Below are 16,045 nucleotides of genomic sequence, written 5' to 3' on the forward strand. Positions count from 1 at the left end.
ATGATAAACGCTATGAATAAGTCGAAGCAATCTGACTCCCTCTCTTTGGGAGAGGGTGGGGAGAGGCTTTCTCTTTTAGAGCTGAATGCACTCGTCCGCCGTAGTCTGGAGCAATGCCTGCCTGATGAATATTGGATACAGGCAGAGTTGAGCGATGTCCGTTCCAATACGACAGGGCATTGCTATCTGGAATTCGTGCAGAAAGATCCTCGTAGCAATAATCTCGTAGCCAAGGCACGCGGTATGATTTGGAATAATATCTACCGTTTGTTGAAGCCTTATTTTGAGGAAACTACAGGGCAGCTATTTACTTCCGGCATTAAGGTGTTGGTGAAAGTAACAGTTCAGTTTCATGAACTGTACGGTTACAGTCTGACAGTGCTTGACATTGATCCTGCTTATACATTGGGAGATATGGCTCGTCGCCGCCGGGAAATATTATTACAGTTGGAAGAGGAGGGAGTGTTGACGCTGAATAAAGAGCTTGAGATACCGGTTCTTCCCCAGCGTATTGCTGTCATCTCTTCGGCTACTGCGGCCGGATATGGAGATTTCTGTCATCAGTTGCAGCATAATCCGGGCGGGTTCTTTTTCTATACGGAGCTTTTTCCGGCTTTAATGCAGGGAAATCAGGTAGAAGAATCAGTGTTGGCGGCTTTGGATCGTATTAATGCCCGCATCAATGAATTTGATGTAGTAGTCATCATTCGTGGTGGTGGAGCTACTTCCGATTTGTCCGGCTTTGATACTTATCTATTGGCAGCTGCATGTGCGCAATTTCCGTTACCTATCATTACTGGTATTGGGCATGAACGCGATGATACAGTGCTTGATTCCGTTGCTCATACCCGGGTAAAAACTCCTACGGCTGCTGCCGAACTCCTGATTCACCGGGTAGGGGAAGTTGCGGAGCATCTGGAAGAATTATCTATGCGTATTCAACAAGGAGCTTATATGCTTCTTGATCTGGAACGACGAAGGTTGGAAACTCTCCAAACCCGTATTCCCAATCTTGTTCATCGCAAACTTGCGGACGCTCGTTTTTCTTTGCTGGTAGCAAAGAAAGATTTGTCACAGGTGACGAAAGCATTAGTGGCCCGTCAATCTCACCGTCTGGAACTTTTGCAACAACGAATAGCGGACGCTTCTCCGGATAAACTCTTGAGTCGTGGATATAGTATTACAATAAAAGACGGGAAAGCGGTGACGGATGTATCTTCACTGAAGCCGGGAGACCATTTGATAACCCGGTTATCGAAAGGAGAAGTTCGATCGGTGGTAGAAAAGTAACTATCCACCAAACGTGTATTTGTAAAAACATTAATCATTAAATATCAATCATCGTGGCAGCAAAAAAAGAAACATATTCCCAAGCGATGGAACGTCTTGAAAAGATCGTTCGCCAGATAGATAACAACGAACTGGATATCGACATTTTGAGTGAGAAAATAAAAGAAGCCAATGAAATTATTGCCTTTTGCAAGGATAAACTGACAAAAGCCGACCGGGAAGTCGAAAAATTATTGCAAGAAAAGAGGCAATCTGAAGAATAAAAGTTATTTTTGCGTTTCAATGCATAGAAAATAAACTAATACATAACAATATGAAAGAAATAGACTGGGCGAATCTGTCGTTTGGATATATGAAGACAGATTACAATGTGAGAATCAATTTCCGTAATGGTGCATGGGGAGAACTGGAGGTAAGCAGTGAAGAACACCTTAATTTGCACATGGCGGCAACCTGTTTACATTATGGTCAGGAAGCCTTTGAAGGATTGAAAGCATTCCGTGGAAAAGATGGTAAAGTTCGTATTTTCCGTTTGGAAGAAAATGCTGCCCGTTTGCAATCTACTTGCCAGGGAATTCTGATGGCAGAACTTCCGACAGAACGATTCAAAGAAGCAATCTTGAAAGTGGTGAAGCTGAATGAACGCTTTATTCCTCCTTATGAAACCGGTGCTTCTCTTTACATTCGTCCGCTATTGATTGGAACAAGTGCCCAGGTAGGCGTACATCCTGCAGATGAGTATATGTTTGTAGTATTTGTAACTCCGGTAGGACCGTATTTCAAAGGTGGCTTCTCTACCAATCCGTACGTTATCATTCGTGAGTTTGACCGTGCCGCTCCTCATGGAACAGGTATTTATAAAGTGGGTGGTAACTATGCAGCCAGTCTTCGTGCTAACAAGAAAGCGCACGATTTGGGCTATTCCTGCGAGTTCTATCTCGATGCGAAAGAAAAGAAATATATCGATGAATGTGGTGCTGCCAACTTCTTCGGTATTAAGGATAATACGTATATCACTCCGAAATCATCTTCTATCTTGCCTTCTATTACCAATAAGAGTTTGATGCAGTTGGCAGAAGATATGGGTATCAAGGTAGAACGCCGTCCGATACCGGAAGAAGAACTGGAAACATTTGAGGAAGCAGGTGCTTGTGGTACTGCTGCAGTAATCAGCCCGATTCAACGTATCGATGATTTGGAAAACGGAAAATCTTATGTGATCTCTAAAGACGGTAAGCCGGGACCAATCTGTACAAAATTGTATAATAAGCTCCGTGGAATTCAGTATGGCGACGAACCGGATACGCATGGCTGGGTAACAATAGTGGAATAACTATATTTTTGAAATGACACATTTATCAATTAATATTATTCATTATGTTAAAACAAAATTCAGAATTGCGTGCGCAGGCACGTGAGGCACTTCGAGGCAAGTGGCCTATGGCAGCTGTTGCTGCACTTATTTATTCAGTTATAGCCGGCGGTTTATCAGCTATTCCTTTGATTGGAGGGTTATGCTCATTATTTGTCGGACTACCGGTTGCGTACGGTTTTACTATTGTAATGCTTGGCGTATGTAGAGGCAAAGACATTGACTTTGGTACTTTGTTCGAAGGTTTCCAAGATTATGGACGTATTTTTGTCACTAAGTTGCTTCAGATGGTCTATACAGTTTTGTGGTCACTGTTGCTGCTTATACCGGGTATCATTAAGGCTTATTCTTATGCAATGACCGACTTTATCTTGAAAGATGAACCGGAAATGAAAAACAATGCAGCTATTGAGAAAAGTATGGCTATGATGGAAGGAAACAAGATGAAGTTGTTCATGCTTGATTTAAGCTTCATTGGCTGGGCCATCCTTTGTATCTTTACTTTTGGTATTGGATTTCTTTTCCTGCAACCGTATGTTGCTATTTCCCGTGCTGCTTTCTATGAAGATTTGAAAGCACAACAAGGCGGAAATGTGGAAGTAGACGTTGAAGTGAATGTTGAGATTTGATAAGACGAATCATTCAGCACTATAGAAGAATGGAGCATGGAGAAATCTGTGCTCCATTTCTTTTTGTCGGTTGCATCAAAATCAGTACCTTTGCGATCTAATCAGGATTGATATGGGAAAGAATAAATTAGAAAAGTTTGCCGATATGGCAAGTTATCCGCACGTATTCGAATATCCTTATTCGGCGGTAGATAACGTGCCTTTTGACATGAAGGGGAAATGGCATAAAGAGTTTTTTAAGAACGATCATCCGATTGTGCTCGAACTGGGTTGCGGACGTGGTGAGTATACCGTCGGTCTGGGTAAGATGTTTCCCGAAAAGAACTTTATAGCAGTGGATATAAAAGGCGCCCGTATGTGGACGGGAGCAACGGAGTCATTACAGGCCGGAATGAAGAATGTTGCTTTCCTGCGTACCAATATTGAAATCATCGAACGTTTTTTTGCCGAAGGCGAAGTGAGTGAAATATGGCTTACTTTCTCTGATCCGCAAATGAAGAAAGCAACCAAACGACTGACCTCTACCTATTTTATGGAACGGTATCGCAAATTCTTGCAGCCGAATGGCATTATCCACCTGAAAACGGACAGCAACTTCATGTTTACCTATACGAAATACATGATTGAGGCAAACAAACTTCCCGTTGAGTTTATGACTGAAGATTTATATCATTCTGGTCTGGTAGATAATATTCTCGGTATTAAGACCTATTATGAACAACAATGGCTGGATCGTGGTTTAGATATTAAGTATATCAAATTCCGGCTTCCGCAGGAAGGTAAACTACAAGAACCGGATGTGGAAATAGAGCTTGATCCCTATCGTAGCTATAACCGTAGCAAGCGTAGCGGATTGAATACAAGCAAATAATTCTCCAGCAGTAAATAGTAATTAAATCGTATAATTGTAAATCGTCAAATAGTAAATAAAATGACTCTCTATCCTAAATTGATATTGGATGCATTGGCAACGGTGCGTTATCCTGGTACGGGAAAGAATTTGGTGGAAGCGGAGATGGTTGCCGATAATCTTCGTATTGATGGTATGACTGTCAGCTTTTCATTGATTTTTGAGAAACCGACTGATCCGTTTATGAAATCAATGTTGAAAGCTGCGGAAACAGCTATTCATACGTATGTCTCTCCTGATGTGCAGGTAACAATCACAACAGAGAGTAAGCAAGCCGCTCGTCCGGAAGTTGGCAAGCTCCTTCCGCAAGTGAAGAATATAGTCGGTATATCTTCCGGTAAAGGTGGCGTGGGTAAGTCTACGGTGTCTGCGAACCTGGCAGTTGCTCTGGCTAAATTAGGCTATAAGGTTGGTTTGCTTGATGCAGATATTTTCGGTCCTTCCATGCCTAAGATGTTTCAGGTGGAGGATGCACGCCCCTATGCTGAACGTATAGATGGTCGTGACATGATTATTCCGGTAGAGAAATATGGAGTGAAATTATTGTCCTATCGGTTTCTTTGTCGATCCGGATCAGGCAACTTTGTGGCGTGGTGGAATGGCAAGTAATGCATTGAAACAGTTGATAGCTGATGCAGCCTGGGGAGATTTGGATTATTTCCTGATAGACCTTCCTCCCGGAACCAGTGACATTCATTTGACGGTTGTTCAAACATTAGCCATGACAGGAGCGATTGTTGTCAGCACTCCGCAAGCGGTTGCTTTGGCAGATGCCCGTAAGGGAATCAATATGTTCACCAATGATAAGGTAAATGTACCTATTCTCGGTTTGGTTGAGAATATGGCTTGGTTTACTCCCGCTGAACTTCCCGAGAATAAATACTATATCTTTGGTAAAGAAGGTGCCAAGAAACTGGCTGAAGAAATGAATGTTCCTTTGTTGGGACAGATTCCTATCGTGCAAAGCATCTGTGAAGGAGGAGATAATGGTACTCCTGTTGCGTTGGATGAAGACTCCGTGACCGGACGTGCTTTCTTATCCCTGGCTGCCAGTGTCGTTCGTCAGGTAGATCGCCGGAATGTAGAGATGGCTCCAACTCAAATTGTAGAAATGCATAAATAAAGATGGTGGGGAGTTTGGAGGACTTTTGGCCTCCCACTCGTAGGATATAAAAAGGAGCTGTCTAACGAGTCCTGAATATTGAAAATCACCCACGTTATAACTATCTGTAGCGTGGGTGAAATTGTAAATGAGGGACTTGTTAGACAGCCCTTTTTCTTTATTGATTTATTAGGTTTGAATTACTTATTCATAGCCTTCATTAACTGTTCTTTCATCGTGTCTACTCCCGGAAAACCTGTTTGCTTAAAGGTGATATTACCCTCCGGATCAACAACAAAGTAGGTAGGAACTCCCTGTATGTTGAAATTGGACATCAGAAAACTCCATTGCTCATTTGTCACACGGAAATGTTCACCATGAATATCGGTAATCATATTTTCCCAAGTACCTTTGGGAGAAGTCTCGCCTGTGATGTAAAGGTAGATAATATCCATATCTTTTAATTCCTCTTTCATGGGAAGAATAGCTTTATTAGCCGTGCGGCAAGGACCACACCATGTTGCCCAGAAATCAACTAACAACGTGTGTCCCCGGAATTTAGAGATAATGGAGGGAAATAAATCCTCATTGGAGACTTGTCCGGCTTCGTTCACTGTGAATCCTGTCTTTCTTTTGTTCAATTCAATTTTCTTTATGATTTCTTTGTTCGTTTGGTTAAGCATCTCGGCATAAACCGGAGAAGAAAAAGTTTTTAATTCGGCATGCTGTTCTGTTGTTAACGGGGTGAAATTTTTGATGGATTGATACAGCTTATTAAATTTAATATTATCAAATAAGGGTCCCTGTCCTGTTCCTAGTGTCTCCTCAAGTACCTTTTGAGAATCTGGCAGGAAGCTTATCAAATAAATCGTCGATGCGTAATATTTGCCGTATAGAGCTTTAAGAGTGTTGATAGAACTGAATTCCTTTAATATGTCATAGTATCCTTTAGGAGTATCGATGTGAGTATTATAAAAATAATCGTCTGTCTGTTCCCTATTCTGTTTATTGACAGCAATATGTGCTGATTTTAGTTCTCTCTCCGTCATAGCGATTTTGCCAGTCGCATCCAGATCTACCAGGATATTTAATAGCTCTTTGCACGCATTACTGTATTGTGATTGCGCGATTTCTTTTCGAATAGATGGAAGGCGCTCAAGTACATAAGCTTTATATTCATCTGCACTTTTCCCGACAATGTCGTTGTACATATCCATGTAATAAACGCTTTTTAATACAATGTTTATATCTACTGAAGCTAATTCTTGTTGTAGGCTAGCCAGATAACCATTGAAGTATACAGGCTCTCCATACGTTTTATCTTTTCTTTGCAGATGTGCTTGTCTGCGGCAAAGTTCTTTCGTATTTATAATGAGTGATGTCTCTTCATTGGGAGCTATCAGACATTCAATCCAACCAAAAGGAAATTCCAATGCTACGCTTGTAACAGATACCACTTTTAATTCCGCCAGGAAAGTGCCGTCTTCCTTGATTTTTATGATATTCTGTTCGTTGTGGATATTCAGTGCAGGACTTTCTATGTGCATCTTCACTTGCTTTATCATCTCTTTTTGATAGTCCAGTATTTTTCCTTTAAGAGTAGCAGTTCCGTAGGCCAACTTAGGAGTCGGCAATATCGCTTTCTTATTTATTTTGTGTACGACTGCTTCTTTGGGAAGTTTCTGTTTATAGAATGCATCCTTATCCAGTTGTATGCCCCATATCTTATATGCTCCGTCAAAATCCCCTTCCGAGAAATCCAGACTGGTCACATTTTCGGGTATGGGAGGAAATAACAATTGAAATTCCGCTTCTCCTGATTCCGGCATCCAGAACTCCTTGTCTAATGTGATTCCAATTCCTCTTCGAATGGGATAGAGCATTCCATTGTTGTCTTTCAGGAAACTGCCCGTTGCTATTTTTATCCAATATTTAGGATGATAGAAAGCCTTTATATACACTGTTGTCACTGTATCACTCATGACAATTTTATCGACCTCGATACTGTTGGAGCTCCATGCTAGAAAAGGAGGACGCTCGATCACTCTGTCTTTGGCTTGTATGATGCAGGTCATGCAGCATATCAAACCAATAATCCATACGAATCTTTTCATGTGAATAATGTTTTGTTACATGAGCAAATATAAGGATCTTTTTATAACTATCCTTGTAAACAGCTGAAAAAGAAATGTTTTTTTGAGCACCGGGGAAGGATACGTTCGGCACTGGGGGAGGAGGGTGCTCCCCACCGATGAACGCCCCTTTCCTTACCGATGAGGAAAGGGAGCGGCACCGGGGAAAGAATTTACTGTAATCTGAATACGATAGGAATGGTATACTTGACAGAAACAGGCTGTCCTTTTTGCATTCCTGGTTCCCATTTAGGCATATTACCCACTACGCGTACAGCCTCTGCATCCAGTGACGGAGATACACTGCGTAAGACTTTGATATTCGACAAACTTCCGTCTTTACCAATAATCATCTGTATGATGACTCTGCCTTGCTCTTTACTTTTTTGAGCGATGACGGGATATTTGATACTTCTAGCCAGATATTGGAACAGGCCGGCTTGTCCTCCCGGAAATTTGGGCATTGCTTCTACCACGGTGAATACTTCATCCTCATTTTCTCCTTTTACACTGCCTCCCTCTGGAGTTGGATCATCTTTTGCAGCATAGCCCACCACCACTACTTCATCCATGTCGGACTGCTTTACCTCTTCCGCTTTGGGAAGCTCCGGACCAGTCAGTCTGAAAGCAACAGGAACTGTAAATTTCACGTTCACCGCTTCTCCCCTTTGTTTACCGGGTTTCCATTTAGGCATGGCGGCAATTACACGCATGGCTTCTTTGTCGAGATACGGATTGACACTTCGTTCCACTTTCGTATCGGCTATAGTTCCGTCCTTTTTAACAGTAAAGCTTACAATCACGCGTCCTTGTGCACCGATTGCATGTGCTTCAGCCGGATATTTGACATTCTTCGACAAGTAATCCATCAGTGCCTGTGCTCCTCCCGGAAAATCTGGCATTTCTTCTACAACTTGGAAGACAACGGAATCTGGTACACTTTTGATTTGAGTTTCCGTCATTTCCTTTCCTTGCTTATCCAGTGGAAGTGTAGTTCCTTGAATTTCTTCTATAGGAAGTTCCGGAATATCCGTGGTTTCAGCTTGTATGGCAGCTTCTTCTGTTGCTTGCCCCATCATTTCTTTGGCAAATTTTTCAGTAGTACGTGCCACCATTTCGATGTTACTGACAATCATTAAGATAGCAGCCAAGGGAAGAAACATCAGATATTTTGTTCTTCCTATTTCTTTCGTTCTTCGTTTATTCATCATTTTAATACGATTTTTGAGTGGTAAAACATTGAAACTATTTGATAAATTTGCTGCAGCCTTGTGATGTGCCAGTCCCAATAAATGGTACTGGTATGATTTACTATCATGCCCCGTCTCCAATACATGGTGATCTGCCAGGTATTCGAGGTTTCCTCTGACTTCCCGTTTCATCAGCCAGATAAATGGATTGAACCAGCAAAAGATACACATTATCTCGCTGATAAGTACGTCTACCGAATGGTATTGACGGACGTGTGTCTCTTCATGAGTAATGATTTCACTGATTTCAGATTCCGTATGTGATTGTGGGTGTATGAATATCCAGTGGAAGAAAGAAAAAGGGCCGGTTTCCTTCTTTAATAGATGTACGCGTACTCCTTGTATCTTGCTTTTTGAGCATTGGAAGTGTAACCGGATGATGCTACCCAGTTGTACAAAGAAGCGTGTAGCTAGTGATAACATTCCGCTCCAATAGATAATTTTTGCGAACTGTATGATAACCTCTTGCCAGTTCATTGCAGGCTCTTGTAAAGGAGTAACTGCTTGCTCCGGAAGTATGATGGTTGCATAAAGATCTGCCATTGCCACCATTGGTTCGTGAGCTTTTATCCATCCCTGAATATTCAGCAAAGGATAAAGCAAGGAGATAGCGAAGAAACATAGCAAAGCCATCCTGCGCCAATGGAAGAAGGTGTCTTTATGAAAAAACAACCGATAGAATGCGTAGAACAGAGCTATCGCTACATTTATCTTTAGAAAATAAGCCAGTTCCGGAGTCATGGTGATGAATGTTTTCTATTAATTTTCTTTTCCTTTTTCAATGAGTTCGATAATATCTTTGAGATCATCGGTCGAAATTTTCTGGTCTTTGGCAAAGAAAGAAACCATCTCTTTGTAAGAGTTCTCAAAGTAGTTACGAACTACACCACTCATAAAATGGCGTTTATATTCATTTTCGCGAATGGCAGGAGTATATTGGTAGGTATTACCCACACGTTTCGGTGTGACATATCCTTTTCGCTCGAGGTTCTTCACGATAGATGCTACTGTGGTATAAGGAGGTGCCGGTTGCGTATACTTTGCAACAATGTCTTTTACGAAACAGCATTGTAACTCCCAAATGTAGATCATTACTTCTTCTTCTTGTATAGTTAACTTTTCCATGGAGATGTTGTTTAATTACGAATACTTCGCAAATCTACGAATATTTCGTAAACAGCCAGTAGATAGTTGGTTAATAATTGTGAATGTGTAAATTTTGCAAGAATATTTTGATTGCATTGTTGTCTGGAAATTAGTTAAGCATAAAAAAAGACCGGATAAACATTATTTTTTTCTATATAGTCACTCTTTAATAACCTTTATGCAAAAAATAGACTATCAAGGATTTTTTTATATAAAATAAATGAAATATATTTGCGGCTACGAAACATACGTTAAATATGGAAGGGTGCGTTTCAATACTTTAATCTGTTACGAATAATTCCCCGCACCTCAAACAGGACTATTAACTAATAATGCCAACCAAAGGGAAGAGGGAGGCAAACTAAAAAATGAATGATATGAAAAAAGGTTTGATTTTTGTGCTATTTGCACTTGTTTCTATCGTTTCTTATTCTCAAATTTCTTGGAATGCCAAAGTGGGTATGAACATGAGTAACTACACTGGGGATATGGATACTGACATGAAGATTGGATTTAATGTAGGTGTTGGTATGGAATATCAGTTCTCTGATATGTGGTCTATCCAACCTTCTTTGATGCTTACTCAAAAAGGTGCAAAAATAAAAGAAGATGGTGAGACTATGAAGTTTAATCCTATGTATCTTGAGATTCCTGTTTTGGCAGCTGCAAGATTTGCTGTTGCTGACAATCAGAACATCGTTGTGAAAGCTGGTCCTTATTTTGCATTTGGTGTTGCCGGAAAGGTAAAAGTTGGTGATGACAAAGCTGATTTCTTTGGTGATGGTGATGATCAATTTGGTGGAAAAAGATTTGATTGTGGTATTGGTGTAGGTGTTGCTTATGAAATCGGTAAATTCTTTGTAGGTCTGGATGGTGAATTCGGATTTACTAATGTAGTTGATTTCAAATCAGACGGGGTAAGTAATCCTAAGAACATGAACTTCTCTATTGGTGTAGGTTACAAGTTCTAAACTTATTATACTCTCTTTATAATATCTCTAAAATCCCTCGTTCTATACTCTCTTGGAACGGGGGATTTTTCTGTCTTGATATAAAAAGAAAAACGGCATATCTCCATTGAAAGGATACACCGTTAATTCTCTCTCTTGCAATTCTTACTCATTAATCACTTATCTGCTTGGATAAGTTTGCTTTCTCTTTTAATTCTTTGTATCTCTCTATTGCATGTTTGCGACTCATTAGTATTTGCCAGCGGTATACCCAACAGGTGGTCAGGAAATAAATACCAGCTTGTAGCCATAAAGCTTTATATTCAAAAGCTACTTCACTAAGAGTAGCTCCCATATTGTTGATTTTTACAAAGCCGTTAATTCCAAACGTTGAGGGGAAGATGTAGGATACATACTTCCAAAACGGAGGAATAGCTGCCCCCGGCCAGGAAATACCGGAAATAAATAACAAGGGGACTGATGTGAATACAAAAATCAGCATACACGTTTCCCGGTTGCGAATGGCAATGGAAGCTGTCATCGCAAAGAAAATACAAGCCGCAAGATAGGGGACAACGAATAATATTAATGAACCGGGTTGTCCTATTTGGTTGAGGCTAAACAATCTTGGAACTACATAAAGTACGTAGAAAGCTACCAATATATAAACCAGAAAATAACTCAATCCTTTTCCTAATACAATTCGTAACGTTCCGTTGTAATGACGGTTGATAGGTACAAGATCCCTAAATCTGTTGTTCTCACGAGCAGTTCCTGCGGCGAGACCGATGCCGAGCAATAATGTCTGTTGGATAATCAATACCAATACAGCAGGAATCAGAAAAGCGGCGAATCCGGCAGTAGGGTTGAAGATGGAAATCTCTTCATATTCTATCGGATAAGCGGTGATTTCATCCTGACGATCGGTCGTGTTTCCGCTACGTGCAATTTTGATGTCCTTGTTCATATCCAGAGAAACGGCAGTGTTGGCAAGAAGCATCGATTTATAGTATAACAATCCGCTCATATCGCAATAGATGCTGACCTGTGTCTGCTTTCCTTTTGCGATATTGTCGCTGAAATCCGAAGGGATATAAATGATACCATACGCACGCCGGTTCTTCAGCATTTGTTTGGCCTCTTCCATATCGGCACAGTAAGAGACGATTTGAATATCGGGTGTGGCATCTACCTTGCGTAGATATTCACGGCTAAGAGATGAATGCGAATCGTCTACAACAACAGCAGGAACTTCACGCACTACTTCGTTGTCATAAATGAAACTATACAACAACGGATAACCTAGTGGGACGAGTATGAAAAATATCAGTACCCCCTGGTCGCGGAAAGTTGTCTGAAACTCCCGCTTCCAGATATAAAACAGGTCATTGATGCCTTGGGCTATCTTGTCTTTTAATTTTATATCTTTCATTTAGGGTATATATTTATAGTAAACCAATGCTTCCTTCAGGCGATGAACCACAAAGAAAGGGAGCATCATAAATATTAATAGTGCCATATAGTTGGTCCATGAGTAAGCCATGCTATATCCGTTGAGCGCTTGATCGACGTAAATAAGGAAATAATGCCGCAACGGGAATAGGTTACTCAAAGCCTGTAGAACAGGGTGCATAGCCATGACCGGGAATGAAAATCCGGAAATGGAGAATGATATGACTCCCCATAGGGAGGCGAAACTTAATCCGAGTCGTAGAGTCGGCAGAGTTCCCTATCATGACAATGCCACAACATTGAGATGCCAATACGAGACACAGTGTGGCGAATATCATCGGGAATATGCCGCTATTGCAAGGAAAATGCAGGAATCCATACAGGTATACATTATAAAATATACCCATAATGAAAAAGACTATTGTATGGGGAAGCAGTTTTCCAGCCAATGCAATGTAAATGGAGTTGTTGCTCATCCGTAGCCATTCTCGGGCAGTACGATCCTTGATTTCCACACCGATTGAATAAACGGTAACCATAAATATTAATAGCATGAGTACCCCCGGTATCAGTGTATTGCATAAGTATACCGAATAGTTCAGCCACGGATTATTTAGTGGGTGTGTATCAATTACGATCGGTTGCAGATAAGCCATAGCCTGATCCTCTGTCGCACCTTTGGCATACAGCATCGTCCGGGCCGCAGCTCCGGAGGTGAGTTCTCCCATCATTTTCATGTCCCTGAACAATAGAGAGCCTGCAATCAGGTATGAGTAATTGGTGTAGAAAGAGATCGTTGGCTGCCGTTGGCTTTGTGCCTCTGCCGATAAACCCTTGGGGAGATAGAAGAATCCGTAGATTTTTCCCTCCTGCATGGCAATACGTGCATCTGTTACATTGCTGTAATGAGCTACAACCCCTGTCTGCGAAAAAGCATCCAGGTTGCGGACAATATTACGGGAAGTAGACGAATCATCCATGTCCACCACTCCCGCAGGCAAATCCTTGGGAAGCCCCGAATCCATTAAAGTGGTGAAGAATATATAGCAAAACAGCGGGGCGATGACCATACAGAAGAGATAGAGCGGACGTGATACCAACCGCCGGCACTCTCTTTGCATGACCTGCCACAAAGCTATATATTTCTTTTCTCTCTCTTTCATGGTCATTTACTTGTCAATGATAACAGACATACCCGGACGGAGATTTTCCACCTTTTCTACCGGAGAAGCTTTCACCTCGAATGTTTTCAGATCGAACTGTCCGGTGGTTTTGGTTGCTTTCCAAGCAGCATAAGTGCCTAAATCTTTCAGATAGTATACTTTGAGTTGGATCTTTTTATTATCCAAAGCAGGAATGACAGCCTCGAACTCCGAACCCATCGTCAGGTTCTTCAGCAGATCTTCGCGTACATTGAATGTTACCCACATATCGTTGAGTTCAGCGATATTCATGATAGGAGCACCGGTACCAACCAATTCGCCTACCTTCGGGAATATTTCAGAAACTTCCCCGGCAGCCGGAGCGATGAGATAAGTCTCCTTAATATACGATTCAACTTCGGCAACAGCTCCTTTCGCCCGGTTTACCAAAGCTTCCGCAGCCATCTTATCTTCACGTTCGGCTCCATTCTTCGCCATGGTATATTGTGCTTTGGCAGCTTTCTCTGTTGCAATACTTGCATCCCGTTGCGCAGTCACTTCATCCAGCTTCTGTGCAGGCATCACTCCCTGTTCATAGAGATTCTTGATGCGTTGGTATGATTTCTCGGCAATGGTAACGCCTGCTTGGGCTTTTTGCCACATTTCATAAGCTGCCTGGATTTGTTCCTCCCGTGCGCCTTTGATTGCTTTTTCATTTTGTGCCTGTGCAGCTGCTTCAGCAGCACGTGCCTGTTCCATTTTTGCTACCACGTCAGGAGCTTCCAAAATGGCTAGTGTATCCCCGGCATTGACACTTTGCCCTTCTTTCACGCGAAATTCCAGTATACGTCCCGGAACTTTACTTGAAACGCGATATTCGGTAACTTCAGCCTGTCCCTGTATAATTTCAGGACCTTTGCGGAGCATGAAGAAGCCAACGACTGCAACGATTGCAATAACTCCCAACAGAGTAAGGAATGCAAGCAGCATATTGCTGTTTTGTGATTTTATAGGTGCCATATTAATATGAATTTAAATGATAGTTGATAAATGATAAGTGATAAATGATAAGTGATAGGTGATAAATGATAGTTGATAGATGATAACTGATAACTATCATTTATCAACTATCACCTATTTCAGAGTTCCCAAAGATTTCTTCAGATAGATTTCCGTCAGCTTCACATCTATTTGCGCGTCAATCTTTTCTGAATGAGCAGACAACCATGCTGTTTGTGCTTCAAGAACATTGCTGGTGGCAATCACTCCTTCTTTAAAACCAAGTGTTGCATAGCGTAGATTTTCTTCCGCTTTTTCCATGTTTTTAGAAGACATTACCAATTTCTTACCGGCTTCTTTTACCTTGAATGCGGCTTGATTGACCTGTAATTCTATTTTTTCACGAGCATCCTGAAGTTGATACTGTGCAATACGAGCTTCGGCTTTTGCCGCTCTGGTTTTATAAATACCTTCTCCCCAGTGCCATATAGGTATCTGTACCATCACTCCCACATTCCACATACCTTTGAACTTGTTTTCAAAGCTATTGAAAACCGAGGGATTGGTTACCATATAATTTCCCATCAATGCGATGGATGGAAGATGTTCTGCACGGGTTACATTTACTTTCTGTTTATAAATCTGCGTTGCCAATTCGAGGCTACGTATTTCCGGACGATTCTCATAAGCGGTGGATAGATCGAAATGAGGGTCCGTTGTCAGTAATGGAATGTCTTCCATATTTTCGTCTGCCAGTGTGATGGGAGAACTAAGATCAATGCCACATAGTTGACACAACAACATTCGCGCAAGACTCAATCCGTCTTCCACTTTAGTCAGTGTCATTTCCGCTTCATTTACCTTGACGCGTACAGACAAACCGTCTGCTTTCGTAGCTACTCCTTCATTAATCATTTTCTCTACATCGCTGTCCAGCTGTTGCAAAAGCTTTAGATAACCTTCCGCCAACTTCTTTTTGTTAACCAGCGAAATAACTTGCCAGTAGGCTTGGTCCGTACTCATGATCACTTCCTGCATACCGCCGTGATGTTGTTCTTGGGCCAACTCTTCGGCATACTTTGTAATTTTGTTGTATGCACGGATCTTCCCACCCATATATAAGGGCTGTGTCAATGTAATGGCACCTGCATAGACATTTCGGGTGTCTGTGCGGAGCGCATCCACTAAAGAGTTTCCCGCTTGATCGAGAGCGGGTAGAGCTCCACTTAAAGAAGAAATAAGTGGCGCCAAGTCTGGGTATGCTGTTACAATCTCGTGTGCGGCTTGTTGGAAAGGCACAGCCAGATTCGTTCCTAATCCTGAAAGCGCAGCTTTCTGGTCATTATTTAATAATGAAAACTCTTTCTGGTTCCTCATGTAAGCTCCCGTTGCCGAGAAATTTGGCAAATAATTTGTAAATGCAGCTTTCCGTTGATAATGAGCAGCATTTATTTTTTCATTGCTTATCAACAAATCTTTGTTGTTGGCAAGAGCTAATGCGCGGCAACTATCCAGACTTAGAAAGCTCTGCGCTTTTACTGTAAAAGTGAAACTTAACAGAAATGTCAGAAAAAAACTTTTTTCATCGCATCTTGCATATTAATAAGGTGATACTTCTATTTTAAATAACCCTGTTCTTATGTAATTTGTTTATTAAAGTAGTCAGTTTTT

At 41.4% G+C, this 16,045-nt stretch carries 12 protein-coding genes and 2 pseudogenes; 7 read left to right on the forward strand and 7 right to left on the reverse strand.

Features of this window, described 5'->3' with window-relative positions; translation table 11 throughout:
- The 6 genes and pseudogenes from xseA (at window position 1) to NXX38_RS10845 (ending at window position 5,324) form a co-directional block, all read left to right on the forward strand.
- Window positions 1–1,290, forward strand: a complete 1,290-nt coding sequence (gene xseA, locus NXX38_RS10820) for an exodeoxyribonuclease VII large subunit (protein ID WP_371826257.1) — start codon at window positions 1–3, stop codon at window positions 1,288–1,290.
- Between the two features lie 53 nt (window positions 1,291–1,343).
- Complete coding sequence (gene xseB, locus NXX38_RS10825; RefSeq protein WP_004297216.1) at window positions 1,344–1,553, forward strand: exodeoxyribonuclease VII small subunit; 210 nt, start codon at window positions 1,344–1,346, stop codon at window positions 1,551–1,553.
- 38 nt (window positions 1,554–1,591) lie between these two features.
- Window positions 1,592–2,623 carry a branched-chain amino acid aminotransferase gene (locus NXX38_RS10830; protein WP_258981928.1) on the forward strand — a complete coding sequence of 344 codons (1,032 nt, stop codon included), beginning with the start codon at window positions 1,592–1,594 and terminating at the stop codon, window positions 2,621–2,623.
- A gap of 44 nt (window positions 2,624–2,667) precedes the next feature.
- The gene (locus NXX38_RS10835) at window positions 2,668–3,291 is read left to right on the forward strand and encodes a DUF975 family protein (RefSeq protein WP_148366548.1); all 624 of its coding nucleotides are present in this window, start codon (window positions 2,668–2,670) and stop codon (window positions 3,289–3,291) included.
- A 112-nt stretch (window positions 3,292–3,403) separates the two neighbouring features.
- Window positions 3,404–4,162, forward strand: coding sequence for a tRNA (guanosine(46)-N7)-methyltransferase TrmB (gene trmB / locus NXX38_RS10840; RefSeq protein ID WP_148366547.1), 759 nt, complete (start codon window positions 3,404–3,406; stop codon window positions 4,160–4,162).
- Window positions 4,163–4,222: 60 nt separating this feature from the next.
- Window positions 4,223–5,324, forward strand: a pseudogene (locus tag NXX38_RS10845) (P-loop NTPase).
- A 179-nt stretch (window positions 5,325–5,503) separates the two neighbouring features.
- Here NXX38_RS10845 and NXX38_RS10850 read toward each other — a convergent pair.
- The 3 genes from NXX38_RS10850 to NXX38_RS10860 all read right to left on the reverse strand — a co-directional run bounded on the left by NXX38_RS10850 (window position 5,504) and on the right by NXX38_RS10860 (window position 9,810).
- Window positions 5,504–7,417: a TlpA disulfide reductase family protein gene (locus NXX38_RS10850; protein WP_258979440.1), complete on the reverse strand. Its 1,914-nt coding sequence runs from the start codon at window positions 7,415–7,417 to the stop codon at window positions 5,504–5,506.
- A gap of 191 nt (window positions 7,418–7,608) precedes the next feature.
- On the reverse strand, window positions 7,609–9,426 hold the full coding sequence (locus NXX38_RS10855; RefSeq protein ID WP_234132357.1) for a M56 family metallopeptidase: 1,818 nt from the start codon (window positions 9,424–9,426) through the stop codon (window positions 7,609–7,611).
- 18 nt (window positions 9,427–9,444) lie between these two features.
- Window positions 9,445–9,810 (reverse strand): BlaI/MecI/CopY family transcriptional regulator, encoded by a 366-nt coding sequence (locus NXX38_RS10860; RefSeq protein ID WP_004305524.1) that lies wholly within the window; start codon window positions 9,808–9,810, stop codon window positions 9,445–9,447.
- Between the two features lie 398 nt (window positions 9,811–10,208).
- Between NXX38_RS10860 and NXX38_RS10865 the strand changes: the two genes are divergently transcribed.
- Window positions 10,209–10,802 carry a porin family protein gene (locus NXX38_RS10865; protein WP_195648628.1) on the forward strand — a complete coding sequence of 198 codons (594 nt, stop codon included), beginning with the start codon at window positions 10,209–10,211 and terminating at the stop codon, window positions 10,800–10,802.
- A 151-nt stretch (window positions 10,803–10,953) separates the two neighbouring features.
- On the opposite strand, the gene NXX38_RS10870 is transcribed toward NXX38_RS10865, so the two are convergent.
- The 4 genes and pseudogenes from NXX38_RS10870 to NXX38_RS10885 form a co-directional block, all read right to left on the reverse strand.
- Entirely contained in the window at window positions 10,954–12,213 is a 1,260-nt protein-coding gene (locus NXX38_RS10870) for an ABC transporter permease (protein WP_195648627.1), read from the reverse strand.
- Window positions 12,214–13,396 (reverse strand): annotated as a pseudogene (locus tag NXX38_RS10875) (ABC transporter permease). It abuts the gene before it with no gap.
- A 6-nt stretch (window positions 13,397–13,402) separates the two neighbouring features.
- Complete coding sequence (locus NXX38_RS10880) at window positions 13,403–14,395, reverse strand: HlyD family secretion protein (protein ID WP_148366541.1); 993 nt, start codon at window positions 14,393–14,395, stop codon at window positions 13,403–13,405.
- A gap of 114 nt (window positions 14,396–14,509) precedes the next feature.
- Complete coding sequence (locus NXX38_RS10885) at window positions 14,510–15,943, reverse strand: TolC family protein (RefSeq protein WP_258981930.1); 1,434 nt, start codon at window positions 15,941–15,943, stop codon at window positions 14,510–14,512.
- Between the last annotated feature and the right edge of the window lie 102 nt (window positions 15,944–16,045).

The sequence above is a fragment of the Bacteroides sp. BFG-637 genome, assembly GCF_024793605.1.
Taxonomy (GTDB): Bacteria; Bacteroidota; Bacteroidia; order Bacteroidales; family Bacteroidaceae; genus Bacteroides; species Bacteroides vicugnae.